Here is a 15,068-nt window from a genome sequence, read left to right as displayed (position 1 = left end):
GTGCCGCGCCCCCTACACCCGCCACTTCCGCCCCGAACGGCTCCGTGGCTGCTCCGGGCACGCGCGGCCCCGACCGGTCCGCGGCGAAAAAGGGGGGAGGCCGGGCCGCCCTCTCAACGGCCCGGCCTCCCTCCTGAGGGGATCCGGCTCAAAGCCCCAACGCGTGCATGGAGAAGTGGAACGCGAACACGGCCGAGAGCACCCACATCAGCCAGCCCACGTCGCGCACGCGCCCCTGGGCCGACCTGACCAGCGTGTAGGAGATGATCCCGATGCCGATCCCGCTGGCGATGTCGAAGGTGAACGGCATCATCGCGATGGTCAGGAAGGCCGGGATCGCCACGGCGATGTCCGACCAGTCGATCTCCCTGATGTGCATCATCATCATGGCTCCCACCAGCACCATCGCCACCGCCGCGGCCTGCGCCGGGACCACACCGAACACCGGGGCCAGGAAGATCGCCGCGAGGAAGAACAGCCCCGTCACCACGCTCGCCAGACCGGTCCGGGCCCCCTCGCTCACCCCAGCCGTGGACTCCACGAACACCAGCGTCGCCGAGGAGCTGGTCAGCCCTCCGGCCACGGCGCCCGCGCCGTCCGTCACCAGGATCTGGTTGACCCGGGGCATGTGCCCGCCCGCATCGGCGATGTCGGCCTTGGTGCCGATGGCCAGGATGGTGCCCAGGGCGTCGAAGAACCCGGCCAGCACCAGGGTGAACAGGATGACGCCCGCCGTGGTCGCACCGGCCGAGGTCCACGCGCCGAACATGTCCACCCGGAACAGCAGGCCGAAGTCGGGGACCGCGAACGGGTTGCCGGGCAGCTCGGGGCTGGCCCGGCCCCAGTCCCCGGCCTCCAGGCCCGCCGCGTAGTGCACGACGATCGCCAGGACCGTCGCGCCGACGATGCCGTAGAAGATCGCGCCGGGCACCCCGCGCACCAGCAGGACGCTGGCCAGCACCAGGCCGCACACGAAGACCAGGATCGGCCACCCGTCGAGGTGGCCCCCGGCCCCGGCCGCGCCGATCTGGAGCAGGCCGCCGCCCTCCCCAGCGCTGACGAAGCCCGCGTTGTCCAGCCCGATGAGGGCCACGAACAGGCCGATGCCCACGCCGATGGCCATCTTGAGGTCGTGCGGCAGCGCGTTCATCACCGCGGTCCGCACACCGGTCACCACCATGAGGATGATGGCGACGCCCTGCCACACGACCAGGCCCATCACCTCGGGCCAGGCCATCACGGGCGCGGCCTGGTAGGCCACGACCGCCATCACCCCCAGGGCCGCGGCGCAGGCGATCGGCGCCCGGCCGACCACCCCCATCATGATCGTGACCAGCCCGGCGGACAGGGCGGTCATGGTGGTCAGCTGGCCCGCGGACAGGACTTCGCCGTTCACGTCGGAGACGCCGCTGAGGATGATCGGGTTCAGGACGATGATGTAGGCCATCGCCATGAAGGTGGTCAGTCCGCCGCGGACCTCGCGCCCGAAGGTGGATCCGCGCTCGCTGACGAAGAAGAAGCGGTCGAGCCAGGATCGAGCCGTGGGCTTCCGGGCCCCCGAATGCGGGCCGGAGTCCTTGAGTCGGGTCATGTCCCCTCCTGGAGGGAGATGAGCATGGCGGTCATTGCCATGTGTAGGGGGGTTGTCACTATTAGTGTTCAACTGAGGGTGTGTGCAGGACGGCACTGTCCCGCTGTTGGGCACCCGCCCCGGTGTCGGGGCGCCGACGAGGCCGGGGCGGGCGGTTCATGGGGGGGCGGCGCGGCGGGGGACCGCGCGCCGGTCGCGGCTACAGGTCGATGCCCACGATGTCCTCCGGACGCACCGGAGCGTGGGTCAGGGCCCTGCCGGTGGCCGCGCGCACCGCGGCCACCACGGCCGGGGTCGAGGACAGCGTCGGCGGCTCACCGGCGCCGCGCAGCCCGTAGGGCGCGTGCGGATCGGGGCGCTCCAGCACGTCGATCCGCATCGGCGGCGTGTCCAGGATGGTGGGGATGAGGTAGTCGGTGAACGAGGGGTTGAGGATCTTCCCGTCCCTGACCTGCACCTCCTCCATCAGCGCCAGGCCCAGACCCTGCGTGGAGCCGCCCTGGATCTGCCCGGCCAGCTGCTGGGGGTGCAGCACCCGGCCCACGTCCTGCACCGCGTCGAGCGCGACCACCTTCACCAAGCCCAGCTCCACGTCCACGTCCACCACGGCCCGGTGCACGCACATCCCGAACTGGTTGTGCGAGGAGCCCTGGCCCAGCTTGGGGTCGAGCATCTCGGTGGGCCGGTGGTGGTACTCGCGGGTGTGCTCGACCACCGTGCCACCGCGCGCCGACTCCCCCAGCAGGTCCGCCAGGGACACCAGCGCCCCGACCGTGGCCGACACCAGCTTGCCCCCGTCCAGGGACAAATCGGTGTCGGGCAGCGCCTCGGGCACGATCCCGCGCTCGCGGGCCAGCGCGAACACCTCGGCGCGCACCGACACGCACGCGGTCATCACCGCGCCGCCGGTCATGTACGACTGCCGCGAGGCCGAGGAGGAGCCGGCCGAACCGACCTGGGTGTCGGCGGGGGCGATGACCACCTTCTCCACGCCCAGCTCGGTCCGGGCGATCTGCCCCTTGACCGTCACCAGACCCTGGCCGACCTCGGCCGCCGCCGTGTGCACCAGCACCACCGGCTCACCGCCCACGACCTCCAGCCGCACCCGCGCGGTGGAGTAGTCGTCGAACCCCTCCGAGAAGCACAGGTTCTTCAGCCCCAGGCCGTAGCCCACACCGCGCACCACGCCCTCGCCGCGCGTGGTGCCCGCCACCCCGCCCGGCAGGGTGCGCTGGTCGGCGGGGTCGGCCAGCGCGTCGCGTTCGGGCGGCATCGGCAGGGCGCGGCAGCGCTCCAGCATCTCCGCCATCGGCAGCGGCATGTCGATCTCCTGGCCCGTGATGATCCGCGAGCCCTGCGACATGGCGTTCCTGATCCGCAGGTCCACCGGGTGCATGCCCAGCTCCTCGGCGAGCCGGTCCATCTGCGACTCGTAGGCGAAGCAGGCCTGCACCGCGCCGAACCCGCGCATCGCGCCGCACGGCGGGTTGTTGGTGTACACCCCGTAGGCGTCCACCAGCACGTTCTCCACCTCATAGGGGCCGATGCCCAGGGAGGAGGCCACGCCCACCACCGCGGGGGTCGCCGACGCGTACGCGCCGCCGTCCACGATGATCTCCGCCGTGGCGTAGAGCAGCGTGCCGTCCGCGCGCGCCCCGTGCTCGTAGCGCATCCTGGCCGGGTGCCGGTGCACGTGCCCGTAGAAGGACTCCTCGCGGTTGTACACGAACTTGACCGGCCTGCCCGTGCGCAGCGCCAGCAGGGCCGCGTGGATCTGCATCGACAGGTCCTCGCGGGCGCCGAAGGCCCCGCCCACCCCGGCCAGGGTCAGGCGCACCTTGTCCTCGGGCAGCCCCAGCGCCGGGGCGATCTGGCGCTGGTCCACGTGCAGCCACTGCGTGGCCACGTACAGATCCACCCCGCCGTCCTCGGCCGGGACGGCCATGCCCGACTCCGGGCCCAGGAAGGCCTGGTCCTGCATGCCGACCTCGTACTCGGAGGACACCACCGCGTGGGCCTCGGCGCGCAGCCGCTCCAGAACCTCGCCCTCGCGCCCGACCGAGCCCGCCACCGCGGCGAACGCGCCCGTGCGCACCGGCTGGTAGCGCAGCCGGTTGCCGCGCGGGTTGTACTCGGGGTGGTCGGGGACCGTGCCCGGCTCGTGCACCGGCGGGCAGTCGGGGTCCAGCGCGGCCCGCCTGGAGTCGCTGATCGGCTCCAGCACCGCGTAGTCCACGCGGACGCGCTCCATCGCCCGCCGGGCGGTCTCGGGGTGGTCGGCGGCCACGATCGCCACCGCCTCGCCCTTGTAGCGCACCTTGCCGAAGGCCAGCACCGGCTGGTCCTGGTACTCCAGCCCGTAGCGCTTGTTCCCGGGCACGTCCTCGTGGGTGAGCACCGCGTGCACCCCGGGCACCTTCAGCGCCTCGGTGACGTCGATGCCGCGGATCTCGGCGTGCGGGTGGGGGCTGCGCAGGGTCGCCCCCCACAGCATGTCCTCCATCCACATGTCCGAGGAGTAGGCGAACTCGCCGGTGACCTTCAGGGTTCCGTCGGGGCGGCGCGGGCTGGAGCCCACCCCGTCCCTGGTCGTGCTGCTCAGGTCCGTCACGGTACGGGTCGTCGCCGCCATCAGCGGCTCACCTCCTGTGTCAGGGCGCGGTGCGCCGCACGGCCGCGCGCGGCGGCGGTCTCGGCGGACAGGGTGCGCAGCTCACCGCGGTCGACGACGGTGTTCCCGCCGACCCAGAGCCGCTCCAGGGGCGGGGTGGGACCGAAGACGGCCGCCACCACCGGGTCCCCGATCACGTCGTAGCCGAACCCGTCCACCCGCCACAGGGCGATGTCGGCCAGTTTGCCCACCGCCAGGGAGCCCAGTTCGGCGTCGCGGCCCAGCACCCGGGCGCCGCCCAGGGTGGCCATCTCCAGCGCCTGGCGGGCGCTGAGCGCCGTGGGGCCCCTGCGGGCGCGGGCCATCAGCAGCGCCTGGTGCATCTCACCTGCCAGCGGCGTCAGCTCGCTGGAGGCCGGGCCGTCCACGCCCAGGCCCACGGGCACGCCCGCCTCCAGCAGTTCGGGGACCCGGCAGATCCCTGCGCCCAGGCGGGCGTTGGAGGTGGGGCAGTGCGCCACCCCGGTGCCCGTGGACGCCATCCGCTTGATCGCCGCGTCCGACAGGTGCACGGCGTGCGCGAACCACACGTCCGGGCCCAGCCAGCCGAGCTTCTCGGCGTACTCCACGGGGGTGCACCCGAACTCCTCCAGGCACTGCTGCTCCTCGTCGAGCGTCTCGGCCAGGTGGGTGTGCAGCCGTACCCCCCGGTCCCGGGCCAGCTCCGCGCTCTCCACCATCAGCGCGCGCGAGACCGAGAACGGCGAGCACGGGGCCACCGCCACCCGCGTCATCGCGTCGGGCGCGGTGTCGTGGTAGGTGTCGACGGCCTCGGCGGTGCCCGCCAGGGCCTGCTCCAGCGACTCCACCACGGCGTCCGGCGGCAGCCCGCCCTGGCTCTGCCCCCGGTCCATCGACCCGCGGGCCAGGTCCAGGCGCACGCCCACCTCGCGGGCGGCCTCCACCTCGGCGGCCACGATGTCGCCGCGGCCCGAGGGGTGGACGTAGTGGTGGTCGGAGGCGGTCGTGCACCCCGACAGCGCCAGGTGGGCCAGACCGGCCGAGGTCGTCCCCGACACCACGTCGGCGTCCAAGCGGCCCCAGATCTCGTAGGAGCCCACCAGCCACTCGAAGAGCGTGCCGTCGGCGAACAACCCCTGCGTCGCCCACTGGTAGAGGTGGTTGTGCGTGTTGACCAGGCCCGGCGTGACCAGGCACCCGCGCCCGTCCACGCGCTGAAGCCCCTCGGCCCCGGGGGCCGGTCCCGCGCCCACCGCCGAGATACGACCCGCGCGCACCACCACGTGGCCGTCGGCGTACTCCGCGCCGTCCACGGTCACCACGTGGGCGCCCTCGATGACGAAGCCCTCCGCCGCGTTCACGAACCGCTCCCGACCCGCCGCGAGGCGGCCAGGCGCACCGCGTCGAGGATCTTCTCGTACCCGGTGCACCGGCACAGGTTGCCCGCCAGCGCCTCACGGATCTCGGCGTCCTCCGGCGCGGGCAGCCCCGCGCCCACCGTGCGCTCCAGCAGGTCGTCGGTCTGCACCAGCAGGCCCGGCGTGCAGAACCCGCACTGCACCGCGCCCGCCTCCACGAAGGCGTCCTGCACCGAGCCCAGTTCGCGCTCGGCCCCCTCGCCCTCGGACAGGCCCTCCACGGTGCGCACCTCGCGCCCCTGCGCCTGCCCGGCGGCGATCATGCACGAACACGCCGTCACACCGTCGAAGTAGACCGTGCACGAGCCGCACTCGCCCTGCTCGCAGGCGTTCTTGCTGCCCGGCAGCCCCAGCCGCTCGCGTAGTACGTACAGCAGGCTCTCGCCCGCCCACACGTCGTCGGCGGTGACGTCCTCGCCGTTGACCCTGAAACTCACGCGCATCGCGTGGCTCCCTTCCGGTAGTCGGTGACCGACCAGCTCAGTGCGCGGCGCGCCATCACCGACAGCGCGTGCCTGCGGTACTCGGCGCTGCCCCGCTGGTCGTCGATGGGGCGGGCGGCCGCGGCCACCAGCGCGCCGAACTCGCGCACGACCGGCTCCGCGAGCGGGCGGCCGTCCTCCCAGTCGAACTCCGCCGCCAGGAACTTCTCGGCGGCCTCCGCGCGCAGCGGCGTGGGGCCGGCCGAGCCCACACCCGTCCCCACGGCCCTGCGCCCGGTGTCCAGGGCCAGGGAGAAGGAGGTCACCGCGATGACCATCGCGTTGCGCGTGCCGATCTTGGCGAACTGCTGCGGGCCGGTCGGCTCGGGCAGCAGCACCGCCGTGATCAGTTCGTCGGCCTGCCGCGCGGTGGTGCGCAGCGACAGGTAGAACTCGCGGGCGGGCACCCGGCGCCTGCCCCGCACCGACGCCAGTTCGATGACCGCGTCGGTGGCCAGCAGGGGCGGGTGGGCCTCCCCGGCCGGGGAGGCGCCGCCCAGGTTGCCGCCCACGGTGCCGCGGTTGCGGATCTGCGGGGAGGCCACCGAGCGCGAGGCCCTGGCCAGGGCCGGGGCCCGCTCCGACAGGTGCTCGATCACCTTGGTGTAGGGCACGCCCGCGCCCAGGCGGGTGTGCCCCCCGTCCGGTCCGAACTCGGCCAGTTCCGGGATCCGGGTCAGGTCGATCAGGGCGGGCGGGCGCCTCTTGTCGAAGTTGAGCTCCACCATCACGTCGGTGCCGCCCATGATGGGCACCGCCTCGGGCTGGGCGCTCTTCGCCTCAAGGGCCTCCTCCAGTGTGGAGGGGCTCAGGAACTCCATGCTCGGTCCTCTTGTCGCCATGGTCGTGCCGCCGCTCGCTCGCGGCCCGGCGCGGTCTGTCGGTCGCGTCTTCCCTGGTGGGTCTCGCCGATGCTGTGAAGTACACCACTGGGAGCGCGGCCACTACCAGCAAGTGATGACATGAAGTGTCCGCGGAACGAACGGTTATCGTTGGGCGTTTCCTACAAGTGGCGTCACCGGAGTAACATCCACCGCCTCACCACCCGGGGCGCCCGCCGCCCACACGAGCGACAGAGGGACGTTCATGCGGATCAGCGAGCTGCTCGCGGTCACACGGCTGCACCTGAGATTCCTGTCGGGGGCCGAGCACGCGCACCGCACCCTGCGGTGGGCCTACACCACCGACCTGCTCGAACCCGCCCGCTACCTGCGCGGCGGCGAGTTCGTCCTCACCGGGATGATGTGGCGCACCCGCCCCGAGGACTCGCGCACCTTCGTGGCCTCCGTCGCGGGGGCCGGGGCGGTCGCCGTCGGCGCCGGGACCGCCCTGGGCGAGGTCCCCGCCGACCTGGTCGAGGCCTGCCGCGACCACGACCTGCCCCTGGTGGAGGTGCCCCCGGAGACCTCCTTCGGCGCGGTCACCGAGGAGGTGCTGCGCTCCCTGACCCGGCACCGCTTCACCACCATCGCCGAGACCCGCGACCGCCACCGCCGCCTCATGGCCGACGTCGCCGCCGGGGCCGACTTCCCCCGGGCCTTCGCCGAGGCCGCCGCGCAGACCGGGCGGGCCGCCTGGGTCCTGTCCTGCACCGGCCGCCACATCGCCGCCTCCGGCGGGCCCCTGCCCGAGGACGAGCGCGAGTGGATCGCCGCCCGCGCCCTGGCCGGCCCCACCCTGCCGCACACCGTCCGCACCCCCGGGCGGGAGGACCGCGCCCTCACGTTCCTGCCCGTCCAGGCCCGCGAGTCCCATCCCCTGGCCGCCTGGCTGGTGGTCTGCGAGGGCGACCACACCTCCTGGACCGAGGAGGAGCACGAGTCGGTGGCCGAACTCGTCTCCATCGCCGGGCTCGCCCGCAGTCGCGCCGAGGAGCGCGCCCTGACCGACGCCCGCCACCTGGAGGGGCTGCCCCGGCTGCTGGCCGCCCAGCGCTTCGACGAGGTCACCGAACTCCTGCGCGGCACCGACCCGACCGGCGGCCGGGGCAGCCACGTCGTGGTCAGCGCCGTCATGCTGCCCGAGCCCCGCGTGCCCGACCTGGCCCGGCGCGTGCTCTCCGAACTGGTCGCCGACCGTCCCGGCGCCGTCGTCACCGGCGACGAGGACGCCCTGGCCGTCGTCCCGGTGGCCGGGACCGAGGTCCGCGCCCGTGCCGAGGAGGTCCGCGCCGCGCTGCTGCACCGCGCCCGTGTCCTGGAGGGCGGCCTGCTCGACCACCGGCTGGCCATCGGCCTCAGTTCGGCCGTGCGGGGCGTGCCCGACCTGCGCGGCGCCGCCGTGGAGGCCCGCCACGCCCGCCGCCTGGCCGAGCTGCGCGGGGGCCGGTCCCGGGTGATCGCCGGGGCCGAGATCGACTCCCACGAACTGCTGCTGGCCTCGGTTCCGGAAGAGGTGCAGTCCTCCTACCGCGAGCGGCTGCTGGGCCCGCTGCTGGCCTACGACCGCGACCACCGCTCGGAGCTGGTGCGGACCCTGGAGCAGTTCCTGGCCCACTCGGGTTCCTGGCAGCGCTGCGCCGCCACGATGCACGTGCACGTCAACACGCTGCGGTACCGGATCGGCCGCGTGGAGGAGCTGACCGGGCGGGACCTGAGCAGCCTGGAGCACCGGGTGGACCTGTTCCTGGCACTCAAGCTCCGGGACTGACCCGGCCGGGGGAGGGGGCGCAGGTGGGGGAGAGGGGCCGCGGGGCGGGGGAACGGTCGCGCCGGGCGGCTCGCGTCGTGGGGCGGGCGCGCCGGAGCACGCGTGTCGCCGGTCACCGCTAGGGTGCTGGCGATGAGTACCGACCTCCTTCTCCCCGAGACCACCGACGCCGATCTGAACGGCGCCGACCTGCGCGACCAGCTGTCCCGGCCCCTGGACGCGCCGCGCGTGTTCACCCGCTGCGACCTGACCGAGGCGGACCTGCGCGACGCCGACCTGGTCGACGCCGTCTTCCTCGACTGCCGCCTGGACGGGGCCCGCCTGGAGCGGGCCGTCCTGGAGGGCGCGGTGTTCACCGGCGGCAGCGCCTCGGGGGCGGTGTTCTCGCACGCCGAGTGCACCGAGACCAGGTTCGAGCGGGTGGACCTGGCCAACACCCGCTGGCAGGGCGCCCTGCTCACCGACACCGCCTTCACCGGCTGCCGGATGACCGGGGCCGCGCTGAACTCGCTGCGGGGGATCGGCTACACCTTCGCGCACTGCAACCTCATGCTGGCCCGCTGCAAGGGCCTGGTGCTGCGCGGGCAGACCCTGGAGGGGCTGCGCATGGACGAGGCCGACCTGGCCAGCGCGGACCTGCGCGAGACGGTGTGGACGGACTCGCGGCTGCGGGGCGCCAACCTGGTCAACGTGAAGCTGGCGGGGGCCGACCTGCGCGGGGCCGATCTGGGGGAGCCCGCCCTGGAGCAGGCCGGGTACCTGCGGGGGGCCAGCATCAGCCCGGTGCAGGCGGGCGCCATCCTGGCCGCCCTGGGCATCACCGTCATGGAGTAGACGCCGTCTGCGTGGATCCACTTCTTTGAATCTACGTCGTAAAGGTGTTTGTCCTTAACAGTTTTCTCCCAAGGGGGAGAAAACAAGAACGACAATCAGAGATTGCAGTACAACCTGCGCAGGGCCAGCGCCACCTGGAGGCGCAGCCGGCCCGACACCTCGTGCACGGGCCAGCCCAGCAGGCGTTCGGCCCGCCCCACGCTCTCCTGGAGGGTGGAATGGTGCTGACCCTGCGCCCGGGCCGCCGCCCGCAGGCTGGGGGAGGAGGCCACCGCGTCCAGGGCCGCCAGCAGCGGCGGCGCCTCGCGTGCCACCCGTTCCAGTGCCGCGACGTCCGGCACCGGTTCGCCGCCGGGCCGCACGGTGTCGGCCAGGAGAAGCAGCCCGCCCAGCTCCTCGGCGAACACCACGCGCGGGCCCGGGTCGGCGCCGGTGCCCCGGGCGGTGAAGCGCAGCGCCCGGCGGGCGTCGTGCCAGGAGGAGGGCAGGGCCAGCGCCTCCACTACCGGTCCCACCCCCGCCTGTCGCGCGCCCGGGGGATCGTCGGGGGCCAGGACGCGTACACCGCCGCCGTGGTCGGCCACCGCGCGGGCCCGGGTCCCCGGGGCGAGCCCGTATCGGCGGGCGGCCAGGACGCGCTGTTCCTCGGACAGGTCGGCGTCGACCAGGGCCCGGGCCAGCGCGGTGCGACCGCTGGCCGCGTCCGGGGCGGGTTCGAGCCGGGTGCGCAGGGCGGCGGCCGCGCGTTCGAGGACCATCGCCTCCACCGGGCCGGGGGTGGCAGTGGCGCGTTCCAGCCACAGCACGCCGTCACCGACCCGGGTCGAGCACCAGGAGGGGTCGGGGCCGGCGGCGGTGCGCCTGACCTGTCCGGCGGGGTCGGCCCTCAGTGCGGGGCCGCGTCCGGGGCGGGTGAACCCGGCGGGGACGCCGGTGAGGACGGCGGCGCCGCGGATGACGGGTTCGATTCCGGCTCCGGTGAGTTCGTCGAAGTAGGCGATCACCTTGACGGCGGCGCCCGCTTCGGGGTCCAGTGCGGAGATCCTGCCCAGGAGCTCTCTCATGCCTTCATGGTGCCCCGGGTTCAGGCTCCGGTGATCCGGCGCAGCCAGGGCAGGCGTTGGGCGTGGGCGCTGCGGCTGAGGGCGGCGTGGGGGGCGATGCCGTCGAAGCCGTGGAAGCCGCCGGGCCACACGTGCAGTTCGGCTGATCCGCCCGCCTGCCAGATGCGGGAGGCGTAGTCGACGACCTCGTCGCGGAAGGTCTCGGCGGAGCCCACGTCCAGGAAGGCGGGAGGCAGGCCGGACAGGTCCTCGGCGCGGGCTGGTGCGGCGTAGGGGGAGACGTCGGGGCCGCCGGCGCGGGGGCCGATCAGGGCGGTCCAGCCGGTGGCGTTGGAGGTGCGGTCCCATACGCCGGTTCCGGCCATCTGGTGGGAGGAGGCGGTGTCGTTGCGGTCGTCGAGCATGGGGCACAGGAGCAGCTGTCCCTGGAGGGCGGGGCCGCCGCGGTCGCGGGCGAGGAGGGTGGTGGCGGCGGCGAGCCCGCCGCCGGCGCTGCCTCCGCCGATGACGATGCGGGTGGGGTCCAGGCCGAGGTCGGTGGCGTTGTCGGTGATCCAGGTCAGGCCGGCGTAGCAGTCCTCGACGGGGGTGGGGTGGGGGTGTTCGGGGGCGAGGCGGTAGTCGACCGAGATGAGGGCGAGGTCGAGTTCGTGTGCGGTTTGGAGGAGGCCGGGGATCTCGGTGCCGCGGTGGGAGCCCATGATCATGCCGCCCCCGTGGATCCAGTAGAGGGCGCCGACGGGGGTGGTGGTGTGGGTGGGGTGCCAGTGGATGAGGGGGATGGGGGTGTGGTCGTGGCTGGGGGCGTGGTGTGGGGTTTCGGTGTAGGCGGGGTGGAGGGTGGTGTCGGTGGGCAGGAGGCGGGCTCGTCGTCGGCGTAGGGCGGGGATCATGTCGGGGGTGATGGAGGGAGTGATCTCGTCGCCGAGGAGGGTGAGGGCGGCGGCGAGTTCGGGGTCGAGTGCGGGGCGGGGTGGTGTGGTCACGGGTGCCTCCGTTGGTGGTGTGTGGTGCGTCACCATTGTCGGGGGCGGGTGTGGGTGCGGGGCAGTGCCGTGTGGCGGGTGTGTGCCGCCGTACGGCGGGGTGTGCTCTGGTGGGGTCTTGGGTCCGCCCCCGGCCGTCCCGGGGTGTGGGGCGGTCGGGGGCGGCGGTGGTCATGCGCCCAGGGCTTCGGCGATGGTCACCGGTACGCGGGGCAGGGCGGGTTCGCCGTCCTCGAGGGCCCAGACGCATTCCTGGAGGACGCGGATGAGGGTCCAGGCGCGTGCGCGGTCGCGGGGGATGTGGGCTGCCTCGGAGAGCAGGTCCAGGCGGCGGCGGGTCTCCTTGCGTGGGTCTCCGGTGGCGAGGGCTTCGTTCCAGCGGTTGTGCAGGGCGGGGAAGAGGTCGAAGCCGGGGTCTCCGGCGAGGGGTTTGGGGTCGATGGCGAGCCAGGGTTCGCGGTCGGTGCCGGGCAGGGGGGCGAGCACGTTCTGGAAGTGCAGGTCCCAGTGCAGGAGGCGGTCTCCGGCGTGGGGTGCCATTTCGCGGGCGCGGGCGGCGAGTGTGTTGATGCGGTGGCGTTCGTGTGAGGTGCGCAGGCGTGGTGCCAGGTGTTGGGCTCGGGCGGCCATGGTGTGTGTGGCCTCCTGCAGGGTGCGTATGCCCTGTGGTGCCGGGTGTGCGGTGAGGCGGGCCAGGAGGGTGCCGATGGTGGTGAGGGCCTGGTCGATGGGGACGGTGTCGAGTGTGCGTGCGGGGTCGAGGGGTTCGAGGAGCATGGCGCCGGTGTCGGGGTCGTGTCGGAGGAGGCGTACGGCGCCGTCGCCGTTCCAGGTGCGCAGGGCGTCGGGTTCGCCTTCGCTCTCGGCGTCCACGGGTTGGATCTTGAGCACGGCGGGGTCGCCGTGGGGGAGTCGTACGGGGACGACGAGGGCGACCATGCCGTGCATGGGTGTTCCGGTGGGCTGGAGGTTCCAGTGTCGGAGTTGGCGTTGGGTGAGTGCGGGCAGCCCTTGGGTCCACTGGGGTCCGAAGAAGCGGTCCAGTAGGGGTGCGAGGGTGTGGGGGACGCGGATGGGGGGAGTGTCGTCGTGCATGTGGTGTGTCCTTCGTCGTCTTGTGATGGCTGGTGACGAAGGGCGCCTGGGGGACCACGGGTCTAACGCATACCGAACACCTCGTTCGTTGTCGGTGTTGGGGTTCGACGGTAGCGGGTGGGGTGGGTGTGGCGCATGTGGTGTGGGGTGTGTCGTCGGGCGGTCGTGTGCGGCGGCGCCCCGACCGGTGTGGTCGGGGCGCCGCGGCGGGGTCGAGGGGTGGTTTGTCAGGTGTGGGGGGTGTTCTTGATGAGGCGTTTGGTGGAGCGGCGGAAGGCCCAGATGACGGCTACGGCGGCCGCGGCGGTCAGGGGGAAGCCGGTGACGGTGTCGGCGATGGCGAGTCCGGTGGTGGAGTCGGCGAGGTAGAGCCACTGGCGCACGGTGAAGCGGGCGGCGAAGACGGCGGTGATGGCGAGGGTGGCCAGGTCGTGGGCGAAGCGGGTGGGGGCGTCGTCGCGCCAGGGGTGGGTGTTGCCGTGCAGGGCGTTCCAGATGAGTCCGGTGATCGGGCGGCGCGTGAGCAGTGTGAGGAGGGTGAGGATCGCGCCGGCCAGGGAGGCCCAGATGCCGATGAGGAAGAAGTCGTTGGCTGATCCGGTCCAGGCGGAGACGCCTCCGGCGACGGCGACGCCGAAGACGCCGCCCATGGCGCTCATGAAGGCTTCGCCGCGCCACATGCGGAAGGCGCCCAGTGCCAGGGCGGCGGCGATGGCGACTCCGATGGCCGTGGGCAGGGAGACGAAGGGTACGGCGGCGGCGAAGCCGACCACGGGCAGGGTGGAGTAGAGCATGCCCCAGGGGCCGCCGACGCCGTCGATGAGGGCCTGTTTGAGGTCGACGGGCTGTTCGGGGTGGGTGTTGTCGGGGGTGCCGGTGTGCTCGTTGCCGGGCGTGGTGTTGTGCTGGGGGGTGGGGGGAAGGTCGGTGCGGGTGCGCTCGGCGGTGGTCATCTCGGCCTCCGATGCGATGGGTGGCGTTGTGGTGTCGCGGGTCGGCGACTTCGTGGCCTCGGTGCCGTCTGCCGGGTTGTGGGTGCCGGTCGCGGTCGTCGAGGTCGTGTTCTGATTCCACCAGGGCGCTGCGCTGTGTGGCAGTGCGGTCACGTCATCTTTCGGCTGTGACGTGGTGTCACTGGTGCCGTCCGTGCCGGGCGCGCGTTGCTGTGTGGGCGCGGGTGCCTATCGCGTCGGGGTGTGCGGGGGTCTGCGGGAGAGGGTCTGGACCATGGCGTTGAGTGCCGGTTTGGGTGTGTAGGAGTCGTCGAAGGGCAGTGCGGCGGTGTAGCCGGGGAACCATTCGGGGATCCAGGAGTGCTGGTCGCTGACTCCCCAGACGGATACGCGTACGCAGCGGGGTACGTCGAGGCAGGCTTGGACGACCTGTGCGTATTCGCGGGCCTGGTCCTGGAGGGCGCCGTTGGGGACGGGTTCGGGGATGCGTACGTCCAGTTCGCTGATGCTGACTTCCAGTCCCAGGTCGGTGAAGCGGCGTAGTTGTCGGCTGAGGTCGTCGGGGACGTGGCCGTGGATGAAGTGGCTCTGGAAGCCGATGCCGTGCAGGGGGACGCCGCGGTCGAGCAGGGTGGTGACGAGTTCGTAGAGGGCGTCGGTCTTGGGGCCGCCGCCCTCGATGCCGAATTCGTTGATGTAGAGGCGGGCCTGGGGGTCGATCTCGTGGGCCGTGGTGAGGGCCTCGGCGATGTAGTCCTCGCCCAGGACCTGGTGCCAGAGGTTGTCGCGTAGGCGGGGGCCGCTGTCCTCGAAGGGTTCGTTGATGATGTCCCAGGAGGTGACGCGTCCTTGGTAGCGGCCCATGAGTGCCTGCATGTGTTCGCGGATGATCTGGCGTAGTTCGTCGGGGGTCCAGGTGCCTTGTGCGAGCCAGGCGGGTTGTTGGTTGTGCCAGAGCAGGGTGTGGCCGTGGACGGTGAGGTTGTTGCGTTCGGCGAAGTCGACGACGGTGTCGGGGCCGCTCCAGTCGAAGGTGTGGCGTTGGGGTTGGACGTACTCCCATTTCATGGTGTTCTCGGCGGTCAGGGAGGTGTAGTGCTCGGTGACCACGGAGCGGTACTCGCTGTCGTGGACGAGGGGGTTGACGGCCACGGCGACGCCGAGGTCGATGTCGCTCTGGTGGGCGAGTTGGGGGAGTCGGCCGGGGCCGGAGGGTTCTGGTTGTGCGGGCAGGGTGAGGGTGAGGACCGCGGTGACCAGGAGGATGACGGCGCACAGGGCGGCGGCGGTCAGCAGGGCTCCGCGTCCGCGGGTGAGCGAGCGCCATGGGGAGGGGGCCGTGCTGCGCATCTGGTCGCCTCTCG

The 15,068-nt window shown here is 72.8% G+C and carries 12 protein-coding genes; 2 read left to right on the top strand and 10 right to left on the bottom strand.

Going from position 1 to position 15,068, the window contains the following annotated elements:
- Positions 1-148: 148 nt before the first annotated feature.
- From AC0VX6_RS14890 to AC0VX6_RS14870, 5 genes are all read right to left on the bottom strand, one after another.
- Entirely contained in the window at positions 149-1,591 is a 1,443-nt protein-coding gene (locus AC0VX6_RS14890; protein ID WP_475464756.1) for an NCS2 family permease, read from the bottom strand.
- Positions 1,592-1,790: 199 nt separating this feature from the next.
- The gene (locus AC0VX6_RS14885; protein WP_274973302.1) at positions 1,791-4,223 is read right to left on the bottom strand and encodes a xanthine dehydrogenase family protein molybdopterin-binding subunit; all 2,433 of its coding nucleotides are present in this window, start codon (positions 4,221-4,223) and stop codon (positions 1,791-1,793) included.
- On the bottom strand, positions 4,223-5,584 hold the full coding sequence (locus AC0VX6_RS14880; RefSeq protein ID WP_475469359.1) for an 8-oxoguanine deaminase: 1,362 nt from the start codon (positions 5,582-5,584) through the stop codon (positions 4,223-4,225). Before AC0VX6_RS14880 ends, AC0VX6_RS14885 begins: the two co-directional genes overlap by 1 nt.
- Complete coding sequence (locus AC0VX6_RS14875; RefSeq protein WP_274973300.1) at positions 5,581-6,084, bottom strand: (2Fe-2S)-binding protein; 504 nt, start codon at positions 6,082-6,084, stop codon at positions 5,581-5,583. The genes AC0VX6_RS14880 and AC0VX6_RS14875 overlap by 4 nt, the downstream gene beginning before the upstream one ends.
- A complete protein-coding gene (locus AC0VX6_RS14870; protein ID WP_274973299.1) occupies positions 6,075-6,944 on the bottom strand; it encodes an FAD binding domain-containing protein in 870 nt (289 codons plus the stop codon). The genes AC0VX6_RS14875 and AC0VX6_RS14870 overlap by 10 nt, the downstream gene beginning before the upstream one ends.
- Before the next feature lie 265 nt (positions 6,945-7,209).
- Between AC0VX6_RS14870 and AC0VX6_RS14865 the strand changes: the two genes are divergently transcribed.
- Both AC0VX6_RS14865 and AC0VX6_RS14860 read left to right on the top strand, forming a co-directional pair.
- Positions 7,210-8,772 (top strand): PucR family transcriptional regulator, encoded by a 1,563-nt coding sequence (locus AC0VX6_RS14865; protein WP_475464755.1) that lies wholly within the window; start codon positions 7,210-7,212, stop codon positions 8,770-8,772.
- 132 nt (positions 8,773-8,904) lie between these two features.
- A complete protein-coding gene (locus AC0VX6_RS14860) occupies positions 8,905-9,606 on the top strand; it encodes a pentapeptide repeat-containing protein (RefSeq protein WP_475464753.1) in 702 nt (233 codons plus the stop codon).
- Positions 9,607-9,701: 95 nt separating this feature from the next.
- Here the strand turns inward: AC0VX6_RS14860 and AC0VX6_RS14855 are convergent, their stop codons facing one another.
- The 5 genes from AC0VX6_RS14855 to AC0VX6_RS14835 form a co-directional block, all read right to left on the bottom strand.
- Positions 9,702-10,670 (bottom strand): helix-turn-helix domain-containing protein, encoded by a 969-nt coding sequence (locus AC0VX6_RS14855; RefSeq protein ID WP_475464752.1) that lies wholly within the window; start codon positions 10,668-10,670, stop codon positions 9,702-9,704.
- 20 nt (positions 10,671-10,690) lie between these two features.
- Positions 10,691-11,656 carry an alpha/beta hydrolase gene (locus AC0VX6_RS14850; protein WP_274973295.1) on the bottom strand — a complete coding sequence of 322 codons (966 nt, stop codon included), beginning with the start codon at positions 11,654-11,656 and terminating at the stop codon, positions 10,691-10,693.
- Positions 11,657-11,827: 171 nt separating this feature from the next.
- Complete coding sequence (locus AC0VX6_RS14845; protein WP_475464750.1) at positions 11,828-12,751, bottom strand: aminoglycoside phosphotransferase family protein; 924 nt, start codon at positions 12,749-12,751, stop codon at positions 11,828-11,830.
- Between the two features lie 227 nt (positions 12,752-12,978).
- Positions 12,979-13,857 (bottom strand): DUF3159 domain-containing protein, encoded by an 879-nt coding sequence (locus AC0VX6_RS14840; protein WP_274973293.1) that lies wholly within the window; start codon positions 13,855-13,857, stop codon positions 12,979-12,981.
- A gap of 75 nt (positions 13,858-13,932) precedes the next feature.
- On the bottom strand, positions 13,933-15,054 hold the full coding sequence (locus AC0VX6_RS14835) for an endo-1,4-beta-xylanase (protein WP_274973292.1): 1,122 nt from the start codon (positions 15,052-15,054) through the stop codon (positions 13,933-13,935).
- Positions 15,055-15,068 lie beyond the last annotated feature (14 nt).

This window comes from Nocardiopsis sp. iso_25 (genome assembly GCF_056173305.1).
This window is presented reverse-complemented; position numbering and strand designations above follow the sequence as displayed.

Bases quoted from the DNA above. Each gene is read 5' to 3' on its own strand.
- AC0VX6_RS14860 (WP_475464753.1), top strand. From the start codon at position 8,905: ATGAGTACCGACCTCCTTCTCCCCGAGACCACCGACGCCGATCTGAAC.
- AC0VX6_RS14870 (WP_274973299.1), bottom strand. From the start codon at position 6,944: ATGGAGTTCCTGAGCCCCTCCACACTGGAGGAGGCCCTTGAGGCGAAG.
- AC0VX6_RS14845 (WP_475464750.1), bottom strand. From the start codon at position 12,751: ATGCACGACGACACTCCCCCCATCCGCGTCCCCCACACCCTCGCACCC.
- AC0VX6_RS14835 (WP_274973292.1), bottom strand. From the start codon at position 15,054: ATGCGCAGCACGGCCCCCTCCCCATGGCGCTCGCTCACCCGCGGACGC.
- AC0VX6_RS14855 (WP_475464752.1), bottom strand. From the start codon at position 10,670: ATGAGAGAGCTCCTGGGCAGGATCTCCGCACTGGACCCCGAAGCGGGC.
- AC0VX6_RS14885 (WP_274973302.1), bottom strand. From the start codon at position 4,223: ATGGCGGCGACGACCCGTACCGTGACGGACCTGAGCAGCACGACCAGG.
- AC0VX6_RS14865 (WP_475464755.1), top strand. From the start codon at position 7,210: ATGCGGATCAGCGAGCTGCTCGCGGTCACACGGCTGCACCTGAGATTC.
- AC0VX6_RS14875 (WP_274973300.1), bottom strand. From the start codon at position 6,084: ATGCGCGTGAGTTTCAGGGTCAACGGCGAGGACGTCACCGCCGACGAC.
- AC0VX6_RS14890 (WP_475464756.1), bottom strand. From the start codon at position 1,591: ATGACCCGACTCAAGGACTCCGGCCCGCATTCGGGGGCCCGGAAGCCC.